General features: G+C 64.0%; 14 protein-coding genes. 1 reads left to right on the top strand and 13 read right to left on the bottom strand.

Annotated features, from left to right (window positions below; genetic code table 11):
* Positions 1–5: 5 nt before the first annotated feature.
* The 13 genes from tolA to EYV96_RS14255 all read right to left on the bottom strand — a co-directional run bounded on the left by tolA (position 6) and on the right by EYV96_RS14255 (position 11546).
* Complete coding sequence (tolA, locus tag EYV96_RS14315) at positions 6–941, bottom strand: cell envelope integrity protein TolA (RefSeq protein ID WP_131152208.1); 936 nt, start codon at positions 939–941, stop codon at positions 6–8.
* Positions 928–1374: a protein TolR gene (gene tolR, locus EYV96_RS14310; protein ID WP_131152207.1), complete on the bottom strand. Its 447-nt coding sequence runs from the start codon at positions 1372–1374 to the stop codon at positions 928–930. Before tolR ends, tolA begins: the two co-directional genes overlap by 14 nt.
* Before the next feature lie 18 nt (positions 1375–1392).
* Positions 1393–2079, bottom strand: coding sequence for a protein TolQ (gene tolQ, locus EYV96_RS14305; protein WP_131152206.1), 687 nt, complete (start codon positions 2077–2079; stop codon positions 1393–1395).
* A gap of 24 nt (positions 2080–2103) precedes the next feature.
* Complete coding sequence (gene ybgC, locus EYV96_RS14300) at positions 2104–2523, bottom strand: tol-pal system-associated acyl-CoA thioesterase (RefSeq protein ID WP_131152205.1); 420 nt, start codon at positions 2521–2523, stop codon at positions 2104–2106.
* A 245-nt stretch (positions 2524–2768) separates the two neighbouring features.
* Positions 2769–3812: a Holliday junction branch migration DNA helicase RuvB gene (gene ruvB, locus EYV96_RS14295; protein ID WP_131152204.1), complete on the bottom strand. Its 1044-nt coding sequence runs from the start codon at positions 3810–3812 to the stop codon at positions 2769–2771.
* Positions 3813–3880: 68 nt separating this feature from the next.
* Positions 3881–5773: a potassium transporter Kup gene (locus tag EYV96_RS14290; RefSeq protein ID WP_131152478.1), complete on the bottom strand. Its 1893-nt coding sequence runs from the start codon at positions 5771–5773 to the stop codon at positions 3881–3883.
* Between the two features lie 18 nt (positions 5774–5791).
* Positions 5792–6388 (bottom strand): Holliday junction branch migration protein RuvA, encoded by a 597-nt coding sequence (ruvA, locus tag EYV96_RS14285; RefSeq protein WP_131152203.1) that lies wholly within the window; start codon positions 6386–6388, stop codon positions 5792–5794.
* A complete protein-coding gene (ruvC, locus tag EYV96_RS14280) occupies positions 6385–6903 on the bottom strand; it encodes a crossover junction endodeoxyribonuclease RuvC (protein ID WP_131152202.1) in 519 nt (172 codons plus the stop codon). The genes ruvA and ruvC overlap by 4 nt, the downstream gene beginning before the upstream one ends.
* Positions 6904–6941: 38 nt before the next feature.
* The gene (locus EYV96_RS14275; RefSeq protein ID WP_131152201.1) at positions 6942–7670 is read right to left on the bottom strand and encodes a YebC/PmpR family DNA-binding transcriptional regulator; all 729 of its coding nucleotides are present in this window, start codon (positions 7668–7670) and stop codon (positions 6942–6944) included.
* 111 nt (positions 7671–7781) lie between these two features.
* Positions 7782–8438 (bottom strand): alpha/beta fold hydrolase, encoded by a 657-nt coding sequence (locus EYV96_RS14270; RefSeq protein WP_131152200.1) that lies wholly within the window; start codon positions 8436–8438, stop codon positions 7782–7784.
* A gap of 213 nt (positions 8439–8651) precedes the next feature.
* Positions 8652–10409, bottom strand: a complete 1758-nt coding sequence (gene aspS, locus EYV96_RS14265) for an aspartate--tRNA ligase (protein ID WP_131152199.1) — start codon at positions 10407–10409, stop codon at positions 8652–8654.
* Between the two features lie 164 nt (positions 10410–10573).
* Entirely contained in the window at positions 10574–11128 is a 555-nt protein-coding gene (locus EYV96_RS14260) for a DUF3011 domain-containing protein (RefSeq protein WP_131152198.1), read from the bottom strand.
* 136 nt (positions 11129–11264) lie between these two features.
* The gene (locus tag EYV96_RS14255) at positions 11265–11546 is read right to left on the bottom strand and encodes an FmdB family zinc ribbon protein (RefSeq protein ID WP_131152197.1); all 282 of its coding nucleotides are present in this window, start codon (positions 11544–11546) and stop codon (positions 11265–11267) included.
* 245 nt (positions 11547–11791) lie between these two features.
* Here EYV96_RS14255 and EYV96_RS14250 point away from each other — a divergent pair, with 245 nt between their 5' ends.
* Positions 11792–14227 (top strand): TonB-dependent receptor plug domain-containing protein, encoded by a 2436-nt coding sequence (locus EYV96_RS14250; protein ID WP_131152196.1) that lies wholly within the window; start codon positions 11792–11794, stop codon positions 14225–14227.
* The last annotated feature ends 18 nt before the right edge of the window (positions 14228–14245 follow it).

Raw genomic sequence — 14245 nt, 5'->3', positions numbered from 1 at the left:
TTGGGTCACTGCGGCCTGAAGGTGAAATCGACATTGCGTTGGAACACTTTTTCGAAGCCCTTGTACGGCAGGGGCTTCGCACGAAGCACGGCATTTTCCACGGACTTTTTGCCGGCTTCATCATACGGGCAGCTGGAATCGACCTTGGCGCTCATGACGTCGCCACCCGGCAGCTGCACGATATGCACCACGCACGGAATGTTCGGCATGTTATCCGGGCGTAGCCAATTCTGCGTGACCGCGTTCTGAATCGCGGCCTGGTACTGGGCCAGCAGGCTGTCCTCGCCGTTGGTTCCGGACTGGCGCTGCTCGGCGTAAGGCAGGTTTTCCTCGCCGTTGGGCTTGGCGTCCTTGAGGTCCTTCAGCTGCTGCTCGGCCTGTTTGGCCTTGCTGTTGGTGTTCTTGGACTGCTGCTCGGCCTTGTCCAGCTTGGCAAACAGATCGTCCAGCTCCTTCTTCTGCTGTTCTTTCTGCTTGGCCTGCTGGGCGTCCAGCTCGGCCTGGCGCTGGCGCTGGCGTTCTTCCTGCTCGTGCTTGGCGTCCTGCGCTTTTTGCAGTGCGTCGGCGACGACTTTTTCCTGATCCTTGGTATCCGGGTGCTCCGGGGGCGGCGGCAGGGTCTTGACCACCGGCGCCTCCTGGGGTTGCGGCGGCGGAATGGTCGGCGGCGGCGGCACGGTGTCGGGCACCGGTTTGGCCTTGGTCGGCTTCGGCGGCGGCGCGCCGGTCGGCCCGATCAGCGTGGCCTCGATGATCGGGCCCGGCAGCGACAGCGGCTTGGCGCAGGCGATCGGATTCCACGAGGCCGGCAGGTGCAGGGTCTCGAACAGGCTTTCGTAGAACGAGCACGGCACGATCGCGAGGCCCAGAAAGACCACGATGCCCAGATGGAGAACGGCGGAAAGTACGACCGCCCTTGACGTGCCGTTACGGTCGTCCATTCTTCCCGCTCGACTCAGGCTGACTCATCAGGCCGATCTTGGAGACACCTGCCTCCTGGAGGATCGGCAGGATCAGGTACACCTTGCCGTAATTGGCGCGCTGGTCGCCCGCCACCAGCACCTGCAGGTCGGGATTGGCCTTCTGGAAGGCCGTGATCTTGGCCTTGAAATCTTCCGGCGACACCGCCTCGCGCTTGGAACCTTCCGAGGAGAGGTAGATCTGGCCGTTCTCGTCGACCGAGACCACCACCGGATCCTTCTTGTCCTGCAGCGACTTGGCCTGGGTCTGGGGCAGCTGGATATCCACGCCCAGATTCATCATTGGGGCGGTCACCATGAAGATGATGAGCAGCACAAGCATCACGTCGATGTACGGCACGACGTTGATCTCGGACTTGAGCTTGAAGCGCTTGTGGCGCGAGGTGCTACGCATGACGAAAGCCCTCCCGCCTCAGGCCGCGTCGTCGGTCTGGATCTGGCGCTGCAGGACGGAGGAGAACTCCTCCTGGAACACCTCGTAGCGCGAAGCCACGCGATCGACCTTGTTGGCGAAGCGGTTGTACGCCCAGACAGCCGGGATCGCGGCGAACAGGCCCATGGCCGTGGCGATCAGCGCCTCGGAAATGTGTGGCGCGACCACCGCGATGGTGACGTCCTTCATTTCACCCAGGCCCTGGAAGGCGCCCATGATGCCGATGACGGTGCCGAACAGGCCGACGTACGGGCTGATCGAACCGACGTTGGCGAGGAACTCAAGGTTGCGCTCCAGGCGACCGATTTCGCGGGTGCCAGCCACGCGCATGGCGCGCTCCGAACCCTCGATCACGATGCGCATGTCGTGCGTCTTGCGCTGGCGCTGGCGGGCGAACTCGCGAAAGCCCGACTCGAACACCGTCTCCATGCCGCCATTGGCGGCGCCACGCGAACTCACTTCGCGGAACAGCTGCGCCAGGTCGGCACCCGACCAGAAGCGCTCCTCGAAGCTTTCCGCCTCGTCCATCGCCACGCGCAGCTGCTGGTGCTTGCGGATGATGATGACCCAGGACAGGAAGGAGAACACCAGCAGCACGAGCATGACGAGCTGCACGAGGATGCTCGCTTCCGCGACCAGCTTGAAAATGTTCAGTCCACCGTTCATTGCTCGAGGGTTCTCCGCCAGGCTTTATTTGTTTGGGGCAAGGCCGGGAATCATCTCGGCCGGGATCTGCACCGGGCGCATACGCTGGATGTCCACGCAGGCCACGCGCACTTGTGCGGTGATCAGCTGCGAACCATCCGAGGCCCGGCGAATCGTCTGAGTGAAAAGGATACTGGCTGCACGCCGTTCTTTGACTTCAACCGTCACCGACAGTTCATCATCCAGCAGGGCCGCGCGCAGAAAGTCGATCTCCATCGCACGGACCAGGAAGGCCAGACCCGTCGCCTGCTTGAACGCCATCTGGTCGATGCCCTGCGCGCGTAGCCACTCCGACCGGGCCCGCTCCATGAAACGCAGGTAGCTGGCGTGATAGACCACGCCACCGGCATCGGTGTCTTCCCAATAGACGCGGACTGGCCATGCGAAGGGGGCTTCGGGGGTCATGGGTAAGCAGTTAAGGAGTGGGAGGTGAGGGATGGGTGAAAAGCCGCACCGTGTGCGGCGCGCCAGCTCAGTTCGTGATTTTCTCACTGCGGGGAAGCAAAAGCTCCCCTTTTTGGCCGGTTCGGGTCAAAAGTGTCGCGCGATGGGATCGAAGTGGCCGGGGCTGGCGCATTCGCCCTGTCCCCGCGCAGAGCCAAGCGACTGATTTCCCAGACAACCCGCCCAGCGCGACGATGCTGGCCCGCTTACTCGCCCGGGGTAAACAGATCACCCGGCACCGACTGCCGCGGCGGCGGCGTCAGCCCAAGATGCCGCCAGGCCTTCGGAGCGGCCATGCGGCCACGGGCCGTGCGGATCAGGAACCCCTGCTGGATGAGATAGGGCTCGACCACGTCCTCGAGCGTGCCGCGGTCCTCGCTCAGGGCCGCTGCCAGCGACTCCACACCCACCGGACCACCGTCGAAGCTGTCGATAATCGTGCTGAGCATGCGGCGGTCCAGCTCATCGAAGCCTTCCGCGTCGACCTTGAGCATCTCCATGGCTGCCCGGGCCGCCTCGCGGGTGATGCTGCCATTGGCCCGCACTTCGGCGTAGTCGCGCACGCGACGCAACAGGCGGTTGGCGATACGCGGGGTGCCGCGCGAGCGACGGGCGATTTCCGAAGCGCCCTCGACGTCGCAGTCGATACCCAGGATGCGCGCCGAACGACGCACGATGGCCGTGAGCTCGTCCGGCGTATAGAACTCCAGGCGCTGCACGATGCCAAAGCGGTCGCGCAGCGGGGCCGTGAGCAAGCCGGCACGCGTGGTGGCGCCAATCAGCGTGAACGGCGGCAGATCGAGCTTGATCGAGCGCGCGGCGGGGCCCTCGCCAATCATGATGTCGATCTGGAAATCTTCCATCGCCGGATAAAGCACTTCTTCGACCACGGGCGACAGTCGATGGATTTCGTCGACGAACAGCACATCGTGCGGCTCGAGGTTGGTCAGCAAGGCGGCCAGGTCCCCTGCCCGCTCCAGCACCGGGCCCGAGGTCGAGCGCACATGGACGCCAAGTTCGTTGGCAATGACGTGCGACAACGTGGTCTTGCCCAGGCCCGGCGGCCCGAAAATCAGCACGTGATCGAGCGCCGACCCACGCTTCTTTGCCGCTTCGATGTAGATCGACAGCTGCTCGCGCACCGCCTGCTGGCCGAGGTATTCGGCGAGCCGCTTGGGACGAATGGAGGCCTCGAGGGCTTCGTCGTCGAGCTGGGCGGCGGAAGTCACAATGCGCGGGTGGTCGGTCATGCCCGCATTATAGGCGTGAGGGGGCGGCAAGCCAGAAGGGAGACGACCAGCGCGCCTCCCCTTCCCCGCTAGATCTCTACCTGGGCGCCCAGCTCGATCAGGCGATTGCCCGGAATCTGGAAGAACGCTGTCGCCGGCAATGCGTTGCGCGCCATGAAGGCGAACAGCTTGTCACGCCACAAAGCCATGCCCGGACGCCGCGCATCCGCAATGATGGTTTCGCGCGACAGGAAGAACGTGGTGTCCATCATGTCGAACGGCAAACCACTGCGCGAACACTGCGACAAGGCCTTCGGGATGTTCGGATCTTCGGCAAATCCGTAGCGCAACTCCATGCCGTAGAACTCACCGCCCATCGACGTGATCTGGATGCGCTCATCGGCATCGGCCACCGGCGTCTCCAGCATTTCGACGGTGAGCAGCACGTTGCGCTCGTGCAGCACCTTGTTGTGCTTGAGGTTGTGCAGCAGCGCGTGCGGCACGGCGTGCTGGTTCGCAGTCAGGAAGACGGCCGTACCCGGTACGCGCAGCGGCGGATGATCGCCGACGTTCTCGATGAAAGGCTCCAGCGCCAGGCCGGACTGTTTGATCTCACGCACCACCAGCTCGCGTCCGCGACGCCAGGTCGTCATCACGATGAAGACACCGACGCCCAGCACCAACGGGAACCAGCCGCCGTACTCGATCTTGATCAGGTTGGCGCCCAGGAACGACAGGTCGATCGTGAGCAGCAGCATGCCGGCGAACAACACGGTCAGGCGGCTCCAGTGCCACTGGTAGCGTGCAACCACCAGGGCGAGGATCGTCGTCGTGGTCATGGTGCCGGTCACCGCGATGCCGTAGGCCGCGCTCAGGTTTTCCGAGCTGCGGAACCCGAGGACGGCGATCAGCACCATGGTCAGCAGGAAGGCATTGACCCACGGCACGAAGATCTGGCCGGACATCTCACGCGAGGTGTGCACCACCGGCATGCGCATGGAGTAACCCAGCGACATCGCTTCGCGGGTCATCGAGAACGCGCCGGAGATCACGGCCTGCGATGCAATCACGGTGGCCAGGGTGGCCAGGCCGACCATCGGGTAGATCAGCGCCGAGGGCACCAGCTTGAAGAATGGATTATCGATGGCTTCCGGGTGGTCGAGCAACAACGCACCCTGGCCGAAATAGTTGAGCACCAGCGCCGGCAGCACGAAGCTGAACCATGCCAGGCGAATGGGTTTCTTGCCGAAATGACCCATGTCCGCGTACAGCGCTTCGGCACCCGTCAGCGCCAGCACGACACCGCCGAGGGCGATGAAGGCCTGCATGCCGTGGCTGTCGAAAAACTTCACCGCGTACCAGGGGTTCAGCGCAAACAGCACATGGGGATTGTGCGCGATCTGGCGCACGCCCAGTGCCGCGATCACGATGAACCAGATCACCATCACCGGGCCGAACAGGCGACCGACGCGCTCGGTACCGTGACGCTGCAGCGAGAACAACAGGAACAGGATCACCACCGCCGTGCTGGGCACGACCCAATGCGGCAGGTTCGGCGCGGCCACCTTCACGCCTTCGACCGCCGACAGCACCGAAATCGCCGGCGTGATCACGCCGTCGCCATAGAACAGCGCCGCGCCGAAGATGCCTAGAATGGCCAGGATCCAGCGCATGCGCGCATCGCCGCGTGCACTGCGCAATGCAAGTGCGAGCAGCGCCATGATGCCGCCCTCGCCTTTGTTGTCCGCACGCATGATGAACACGACGTACTTGAGCGAGACCACGATGATCTGCGCCCAGAAGATCAGCGACAGCACGCCGAAGACGCTCTCGGACGTCGGCACGCCATTGCCGTCGTGGTTGAGCGTGGCCTGCAAGGTGTAGAGGGGGCTGGTGCCGATGTCGCCGTAGACGACGCCGATGGCGCCCAGCGCCAACGCCGCGAGGCGTCGCCTGGTTTCGTTGTCGACGCTGCCGTGCATGGAATCCTTGCTCACGTATCAGCTCCCCAGCGCGGCGCGCAGCGCCTTGCGGATGATCGACTCGGCGGTGTCGCCTTCGGCCGCCACCTTCTGTACCAGACGTGTTACTTCGGCAGGCTTATAACCCAACTGCTGCAAAGCCACCGTTGCCTCGCCGGCCGGATCGACCGGCGCGGCCGCTTTGCCGGTCATGCCTGGCAGGGAAATCCCCATCCCATCCACGCGATCGCGCAATTCGACCACCATGCGCTCGGCGGTTTTCTTGCCGATGCCGGGAATCTTGGTCAGCGCGACCACGTCACCGGCCTGGACCAGGCGAGCGAAATCGGCGGTCGATACCCCCGACAGCACGGCCAGCGAGATCTTCGCGCCGATGCCACTGACTTTCTGCAGATTGCGGAACAGCGCGCGCTCGGCCTCATGCATGAAGCCGTACAGCGCGACGCTGTCTTCCTTCACCGCGTAGTGCGTGAGCAGCGTGACTTCCTTGCCCGTGGGCGGGAGGTCGTAAATCGTGGACATGGGTGCCTCAAGCTCGTAGCCCACGCCGCCCACGTCGATCAGCAGCCACGGCGGCTGCTTGGAAACCAGGATGCCCCGCAGGCGACCGATCATCGACGCCTCCAGGCGGTACGCGGAATCCCGACACGGGCCAGACTGGCACGGGTGTGTGCATGCGCGACGGCAATGGCGAGCGCATCGGCGGCGTCGGCCTGCAGCGGGCCCTTGAGACCCAGCAGGATGCCGATCATGTGCTGTACCTGGGTTTTATCGCCACGACCCGTCCCGACCACTGCTTGTTTGACTTCTGTCGCTGCGTATTCGTGCACCGAGATCCCCTGGCTTACTACCGCGCAGATCGCGGCGCCTCTCGCCTGCCCCAGCTTCAAGGCCGAATCGGCGTTGCGCGCCATGAACACGCGCTCCACCCCGCACTCATCCGGCCGATGGGTGGCGATGATGTCACAGAGCTCGTCAAAGATGCGTTTCAGGCGAAGCGGGAAGGTTTCCTCCTTCCCCACCATCAGCGCACCGTGGAAGACGTGCGAGAGCTTGCCGCCCTCGCCAACGTCAATGATGCCCACGCCGGTGCGTTGACTGCCCGGGTCGATGCCTAAGATGCGCGTCATGGCGTGTGATGTCCCCGGGCCAAAATGGCCCGATGGGATCAGTGGGCGGCGTCAGCGGGCAACAGGGCGTTGTGCGAGACCTCGCTGACGTCGTCCAGCGCGTCGAGCTTGTCCAGCAGCGTCTGCAGGGCTTCCACGTTTTCGGCCGAAACCGCCACGCGGTTGTTGGGACGCATGGTCACGCCGGCATGCTCGGCGGTGAGGCCGGCATCGAGCAGCCCCTGCTGCACGGACTCGAAGTTCTCCGGCGCGCAGACGACCGTGCTTTCGCCGTTTTCATTGACGACGTCGTCGGCACCAGCCTCGAGCGCGGCTTCGAGCACTTTCTCTTCCTTGGCCGCATCGCCGCCCGTGGCGAATACAAGCTCACCACAGCGGGTGAACTGGAACGCCACCGAGTTGCTGGTACCCAGGTTGCCGCCGTTCTTGTTGAGGACGGCACGCACGTCGGCGACGGTGCGCGTCTGGTTGTCGGTGAAGCAGTCGATGATCAGCGCGACGCCGCCCGGGCCGTAGCCTTCGTAGCGGATTTCATCGCCGGCGCCGTCGGCACCCGAGCCGCGCTTGATGGCGCGCTCGATGGTGTCCTTGGTCATGTTGGCGGACAGGGCCTTGTCCACCGCCGCGCGCAAGCGCGGATTGGCGGCCGGGTCGGCGGCACCCGCGCGGGTTGCGACGGTGATTTCGCGGATCAGCTTGGTGAACACCTTGGCGCGCTTGGCGTCTTCGGCGTTCTTGCGACCTTCGATGGACGGGCCTCTACCCATAGGAATACCTGAACCTGAGCGAACGACAAGGGGACGAATTTTATCCCGGACGCCCTGCTCGCTGGCAAGGCGGGCCCTACGAAGTACCCGGAATGAGCGCGGACAACGGTTTCAGGCCAATGGCGCGGTGTCGCTGGCCGGGCCAAAACTGCCGTCGCGCAGGAATTGCCCGATCCGATCGGCGGTAGCCGTGGAGAAAAGCAGACCCGTATGGTTCGCCTCGACGACGCAGTGGTCGGTCACCCCAGGCAAGCGGGTTTCGGCCACCGCAACGGTGCCGTCGTTCTCGCCTTCCAGCGGCCCGAGCATCATGCCCAGACCCATCGCCATGCGGCCGGCGATGACCCCTACCTCGCGCGGCCCGGCCCAGCGCTCAAAGCCATGCTCCAGCAACGAACGATTGTGTCCCAGCAAGGCTTCACCACCGCGACCGCCCTTGCCCGAGAAAGCACGCGCCGCCGCACTGCCCAGCAGCGGGGAACCCAGGCAGACGATGCGACCCGCAGGCAGCGGTTCCGGCGTTTCGCACGCCCGCAGTGCCAACAGGCCACCCAGGCTATGCCCCACCAGATGCACCGGCGCACCATCGCCTTCAAGTTCGCGCATGCGCTCCTGCAAACGCCCCAGGATGCGCTCCTGCGTCGCCGCCACGCTCATGTAGTCAAAGCGATGCACCCGATACCCCGCCTCGATCAACCGACGATGCAGCATCAGCAGCGCGAAACCGCGCATCCACAGGCCGTGCAGCAGGATGATGTGAGAGGGCATTGAGGCCGCGGGCAGAGATAAATCGGGCGTGGAGGATAGCTGGGTGGGGACTAATGGAGTGTGACGGGGTGGATGCGCGGCGGGTGAACGGAGGAACGGTAAACAGTGAACGGAAAGAGCCGGAACCTTGAGGGCACCGGCTCTTACTCTTTACCGTTTACCGTTCACAGCGCGCGCCAGCGAGCGGATTCACAGCCGGCGCAGCCGGCGGCCTCACTCCTCAACCGTGCGGACGTGCAGCTCCTTCAGCTGCGCCAACGCCACCGGCGACGGCGCGTCGGTCATCAGATCCTGAGCACTGGTGGTCTTGGGGAAAGCGATCACGTCGCGGATGGACTCGGTGCCTGCCATCAGCGCCGCGATGCGATCGATACCGAAGGCCAGGCCACCGTGCGGCGGCGCGCCGAACTTGAGCGCCTTGAGCAGGAAGCCGAACTTCATGTCCGCCTCTTCCGCGCTGATGCCGAGCAACTCGAACACCGCGCTCTGCATCTCCGGACGGTGGATACGAATCGAACCACCGCCGATTTCGTTGCCGTTGAGCACCATGTCGTAGCCGCGGCTCACGGCGGTCGCGGCGTTGGCGCGCAGGTCGCCGATATCGTCGACCTTGGGCGCGGTGAAGGGGTGATGCAAGGCGACGAAGCGCTTTTCCTCGTCGTCGTATTCGAACATCGGGAAGTCGGTCACCCACAGCGGCTTCCAGCTGTTTTCGACGAAGCCGCGGTCCTTGCCGACCTTCAGACGCAGCGCGCCCATGAAGTCGGTGACGACCTTCCACTTACCCGCGCCAACAAACACCGTGTCGCCAGTCTGCGCACCGGTCGCCTTGAGCAGCGCGTCGAGCGCGGCGTCATCAAGGAACTTGGCCACCGGCGAGTTGATGCCTTCGCGACCCTTGGCCAGGTCATCCACGCGCAGCCAGGCCAGGCCCTTCGCGCCGTACTTGGCGACGTACTCGGTGAGCTGGTCGATTTCCTTGCGCGTCAGCGTGGCGCCGCCCGGAAGGCGCAGCGCGGCAACGCGACCGGCCGGATCGTTAGCGGGCTCGGCAAACACCTTGAACTCGACGTGCTTGAGCGCCTCGGCGACGTCGACCAGTTCGAGCGCGATGCGCAGGTCCGGCTTGTCCGAACCGAAGCGACGCATGGCTTCGTCCCAGGTCATGCGCGGGAATTCGGACGCCAGGTCCACGCCCTGCACTTCCTTGAACACGTGGCGGATCAGCTCCTCCACGAAGTCCTGCACGTCCTTTTCTTCGACAAAAGCGAATTCAAGATCGAGCTGGGTGAATTCCGGCTGGCGGTCGGCGCGAAGGTCTTCGTCACGGAAGCAGCGCGCGATCTGATAGTAGCGGTCGAAACCGGCCATCATCAGGATCTGCTTGAACAGCTGCGGCGACTGCGGCAGCGCGTAGAACTGGCCTGCATGCACGCGGCTGGGCACCAGGTAATCACGCGCGCCTTCGGGCGTGGCCTTGGTCAGAATCGGGGTTTCGATATCCTGGAAACCGCGCGCATCGAGGTAACGGCGCAGCGTCGTCACGAGCTTCGTGCGCGTGCGCATCATGCGCTGCATCTCCGGACGACGCAGGTCGAGGTAGCGGTAGGTCATCCGCATGTCCTCGTTGGGATTCTCGTGCAGCGCGAACGGCAGGTCCTTCGCGGCATTGAGGATCTCGACCTTGTCGGCCAGCAGCTCAACCGTGCCGGTCTTGAGCTTGTCGTTGGCCGACAGGCGCTTGCGGATGGTGCCCGTCACGCGCAGGCAGTACTCGTAGCCGATTTCGCCGGCGACAGCGAACGCATCGGCGTTGTCACGCTCCACCACCACCTGGGCGAGGCCTTCGTGATCGCGAAGATCCACAAAAGCCACGTGGCTCTGCAGGCGAAGGGTGTTGACCCAGCCGCACAGGGTGACGGTCTGGCCGACCAGCGACTCGTCGATGAGGCCGCAGAAATGCGTGCGCATGCGCTTGGAACTCCGGGCCGCCAGGGCGGCGTGAGACGTGGAAAAGACCCGGAATCTTAACAGGATGGGGCCCCGGGCCGGAATTGGCCCGCATGAGGCCGGGCGAAATCGTCCACCCGGCCAGGCCCGGCGCCCTCAGGGATCGAGGGCACCTGTGACTGGATTTACCAGCGGCGATCCACCACAAACGTGGCACGGCAGCCGCGATCGACCCACACGCCGGCGCGGTTCCAGCCCCAGCTGTAACCCTCTTCGCAGCGCGTGTCGGACATCTGACGGACCATGCGCACGCGGCCATTGCGGCCCACGTCAACCTGGCACATCTGATAACGCGCGCTGTTGCTCTGGCAGGTCAGCTGGATCTGGCGATCCCAGTCCAGACCGGGCTGCCAGCCGCCGCCACCGCCGCCGTAACCGGGGCGACCGCCGCCACCGCCCCAACCACGGGCCTCAACGAAGGTGGCGCGACAACCGCGGTCCACCCACACGCTGCCGCGGTCCGAGCCCCAGCTCTGGCCGCGCACGCAGCGCGTATCGGAAAGCTGGCGATCCAGCTGGGAATCCGACCACGGGGTACGGCACCGGGCGAAGCGACCGTCTGTGCTGGAGCAGGTGATCGAGCCTTGGTATTGGGCGTGGGCGCTTTGCGGTACCGCCATGCCTGCACCTGCCAGCGCCAGACCGGCCACTGCCCACACCACCTTGCTCATTCCGCTCATGTTTCAAGCCTTCCTATGCCCCAGGGTGGCGAAAGACCACCCGTTCAGGTGGCCTCTACGCTACTCAATCCGGGACAACGGCGATTGAACAGCTCGCTTGTAGCGCTCAGGAACTTGCGTCCGGGTGGGCATCCGTTCAGTCGCTGCTGGCAGGCGCGGGAGCCGGTGCCGGGGCCGGCGCTGGGGCGGGTGCAGGCGCGGCGGAATCACCCGCCAGGTTGCGCTTCTTGTCGCCGTCCTTCTTGAAATCGGTCTCGTACCAGCCACTGCCGGCCAGACGGAACGACGGCGCGCTCACCTTGCGCTGCACCTGGTCGGCGGCGCACTGCGGGCATCCCGTGGGATCGGGATCGGACATTTTCTGCAAACGGTCGAAACGGTGGCCGCAGCCGCCGCACTCGAATTCATAGATGGGCATCGAACACTCCGGAAAACGATCCGGGCATAAAGGCCCGGCGGCGCACATTATCGAGGCAGAACGCGCGATTTCAACGGCCCGCGCCGGATTCGGCCACCCGGAGAAAAACCTTCTTCACATTTGTCAACGCCATAAGCTCATACACGAAAAGCATGATTTGGACGTCTAGACGTCTATTGACGAAATCATGACATCAGGACTAGCCTGAGTTTGCTGCAACACAGCAACACTTTTGGGGAGAACCAATGTCTACGTCAGTACGCTTTGCAAGCGCAGGACTCGCTGTTGCCATTTTGCTCGCCCTTTCCACCCCGTACGCTTCTGCGCAGGACGCCACCCCGCCCGCGAAGGACAAAGCCAAGGACCTGGGCCCCATCATCGTCACCGGCACGCGTTCGGACACGCGCACCGAAAGCAGTTCGCTGACGCCCATCGACGTCGTGCCCGCCTCAGTGCTTCAGCAAACCGGCACAACCGAACTGACAACCGCACTGGCACGCATCATTCCGTCGCTTACCTTCCCCAGACCTTCGGCAGCCGACACGGCCGACTCGCAACGTCCCGCGCAGCTGCGTGGCTTGTCACCGGACCAGGTGCTGGTGCTGGTGAACGGCAAGCGCTGGCACCCCGGCGCCATCATCCTCACCAACGGTGTCCTGGGCCGCGGCTCGCAGGCCGTCGATCTCAACACCATTCCGATGGCGGCCATCGATCACATCGAAGTGCTGCGTGACGGCGCCTCCGCGCAATACGGTTCCGATGCCATCGCGGGCGTCATCAACATCGTTCTCAAAGGTGGCGCAACGGGTGGAACCGCCGAGGTCAATGGCGGCCAATACTCGGCTGGCGACGGCCAGCAGTGGCAGGCTTCCGCCAACTTCGCCATACCGTTGAACAAGGACCAGGGCTGGTTGCGCTTCACCGTGCAGGACGGCCACCAGGACTACACCAACCGCGCCGCGCCCAATCGCACCCGAGCCTGGGAAGGCACGACGCAACGCTTCGGCGATCCCGAGGTCGACGACAAGAATCTGTTCCTCAACGGCCAGTTCAACCTGACCTCATCGATCGAGCTGTACACCTTTGGCCACTACGGCAAGCGCGATACAACCTCACCGGCGTTCTTCCGCAACCTCGCCAACAGCAACTCGGTGCCATCGATCTATCCCAATGGCTACCTGCCGCTTGAGAACGCCGCCTCGACCGACCAGGCCCTCGTCATCGGTATTCGCGGCAAGACCGAGAGCGGCTGGCGCTGGGATGTCAGCGGCAATTACGGCGGCAACCGCGTCTCTTACGGCACCGAGCAGAGCGTGAACCGCGCGTTCCTGCACGACTTCGGCTGGAGTCCGACGAGCTTCCACGACGGCATTCTTTCCTCGTCGCAGCAAGCGTTCGATGTGGATATCGCGAAGGAGTTTTCCACCAGCTGGCTGCCCAATCCGGTGACGCTCGCCTTCGGTGCCGAATATCTGAGGCAGACCTACGAGATCCAGGCCGGTGACGTTACCTCCTGGTATACCGGAACGTCCGGGGTGTCCGGCGGTGCGCAAGGCTTCGGCGGATTCCAGCCGGCCAATGCGGGATTCCATTCGCGCCATGACGTGGCCGAATACATCAGCCTCGAAACCAATCTCACCGACAAACTCGGCACGTCGCTGGCGGTGCGCCACGAGGATTACACCGACTTCGGCACGACGACGTCCGGCTCGCTCGCGCTGCGCTACGACTTCACCGATCGCTTCGCCCTTCGTGGCAGTGCTTCCACGGGCTTCCGCGCACCGTCGCTGGCGCAGCAGAACTATTCGTACATCTCTTCGCTGTACTACGGCGCGGGTAACTCGCTGGGCCTGCCACCGGGGATCTACAACACCGGCATCGTGCCGGCGACCAGTCAGGTGGCCGTGCTGCTCGGTGGCCAGGCGCTGAAGCCAGAGAAGTCGCGCAACTTCACCTTCGGCGCGGTGTGGAATCCGATCGACGCGCTCAACCTGAGCATCGATCTGTACCAGATTAAGATCAGCGACCGCATCACCCTGTCGAGCAACCTCGCCACCAGCTCACCGGCGGTGCAGGCGTACCTCGCAGCCAATGGCGTCACCAACATCAACTACAGCGGCATCGCCTACTTCACCAATGCGGTGGATACGCGCACACGCGGCGTGGATTTCGTGGCGAGCTACAACTTCGACTTCGGCAACGCCGGCGCGCTGCAGACCTCGCTCAGCTACAACTACAACAAGAACAAGGTCACCGACGTCAAACCGAACCCCGCCGTGCTCGATCAGCTGGGACTCAACCTCAAGCGCATCGATCGTCGCGATCAGTACGGTTTGCTCGCCGACACCACACCGCGCAGCAAATTGATTCTCAACGGCCTGTACAGCATCGATCGATGGAGTGTCAGCGGCACGCTCACGCGCTACGGGAGCTTCACCTCGTACAACTCCACCAATCCGTTGCTCGATCAGAGTTTCAGCAGCAAATGGTTGCTGGACCTTGCGGTGAACTACAACCTCGGCGGCTGGACCTTCAGCCTGGGTGCGGACAACGTCTTCAACACGTATCCGGACAAGGTCATCCACGCCAACGACAACAACGGCACGATGCCCTACTCGGTGTTCTCACCGTTTGGCTTCAACGGCGCCTACGTCTACGGCAAAGTCGCTTACCACTGGTAATCCCGAAGCCGTGCCGGC

Source organism: Dyella terrae (assembly GCF_004322705.1).
GTDB lineage: Bacteria > Pseudomonadota > Gammaproteobacteria > Xanthomonadales > Rhodanobacteraceae > Dyella_D > Dyella_D terrae.
Note: the sequence above shows the minus strand (reverse complement) of the source record. Positions and strands in the feature narration are given on the sequence as shown.

What these genes read in the sequence shown, in the direction of transcription:
- tolA (WP_131152208.1), bottom strand. Translation starts at nt 941, where the DNA reads ATGGACGACCGTAACGGCACGTCAAGGGCGGTCGTACTTTCCGCCGTT.
- tolR (WP_131152207.1), bottom strand. Translation starts at nt 1,374, where the DNA reads ATGCGTAGCACCTCGCGCCACAAGCGCTTCAAGCTCAAGTCCGAGATC.
- tolQ (WP_131152206.1), bottom strand. Translation starts at nt 2,079, where the DNA reads ATGAACGGTGGACTGAACATTTTCAAGCTGGTCGCGGAAGCGAGCATC.
- ybgC (WP_131152205.1), bottom strand. Translation starts at nt 2,523, where the DNA reads ATGACCCCCGAAGCCCCCTTCGCATGGCCAGTCCGCGTCTATTGGGAA.
- ruvB (WP_131152204.1), bottom strand. Translation starts at nt 3,812, where the DNA reads ATGACCGACCACCCGCGCATTGTGACTTCCGCCGCCCAGCTCGACGAC.
- EYV96_RS14290 (WP_131152478.1), bottom strand. Translation starts at nt 5,773, where the DNA reads ATGCACGGCAGCGTCGACAACGAAACCAGGCGACGCCTCGCGGCGTTG.
- ruvA (WP_131152203.1), bottom strand. Translation starts at nt 6,388, where the DNA reads ATGATCGGTCGCCTGCGGGGCATCCTGGTTTCCAAGCAGCCGCCGTGG.
- ruvC (WP_131152202.1), bottom strand. Translation starts at nt 6,903, where the DNA reads ATGACGCGCATCTTAGGCATCGACCCGGGCAGTCAACGCACCGGCGTG.
- EYV96_RS14275 (WP_131152201.1), bottom strand. Translation starts at nt 7,670, where the DNA reads ATGGGTAGAGGCCCGTCCATCGAAGGTCGCAAGAACGCCGAAGACGCC.
- EYV96_RS14270 (WP_131152200.1), bottom strand. Translation starts at nt 8,438, where the DNA reads ATGCCCTCTCACATCATCCTGCTGCACGGCCTGTGGATGCGCGGTTTC.
- aspS (WP_131152199.1), bottom strand. Translation starts at nt 10,409, where the DNA reads ATGCGCACGCATTTCTGCGGCCTCATCGACGAGTCGCTGGTCGGCCAG.
- EYV96_RS14260 (WP_131152198.1), bottom strand. Translation starts at nt 11,128, where the DNA reads ATGAGCGGAATGAGCAAGGTGGTGTGGGCAGTGGCCGGTCTGGCGCTG.
- EYV96_RS14255 (WP_131152197.1), bottom strand. Translation starts at nt 11,546, where the DNA reads ATGCCCATCTATGAATTCGAGTGCGGCGGCTGCGGCCACCGTTTCGAC.
- EYV96_RS14250 (WP_131152196.1), top strand. Translation starts at nt 11,792, where the DNA reads ATGTCTACGTCAGTACGCTTTGCAAGCGCAGGACTCGCTGTTGCCATT.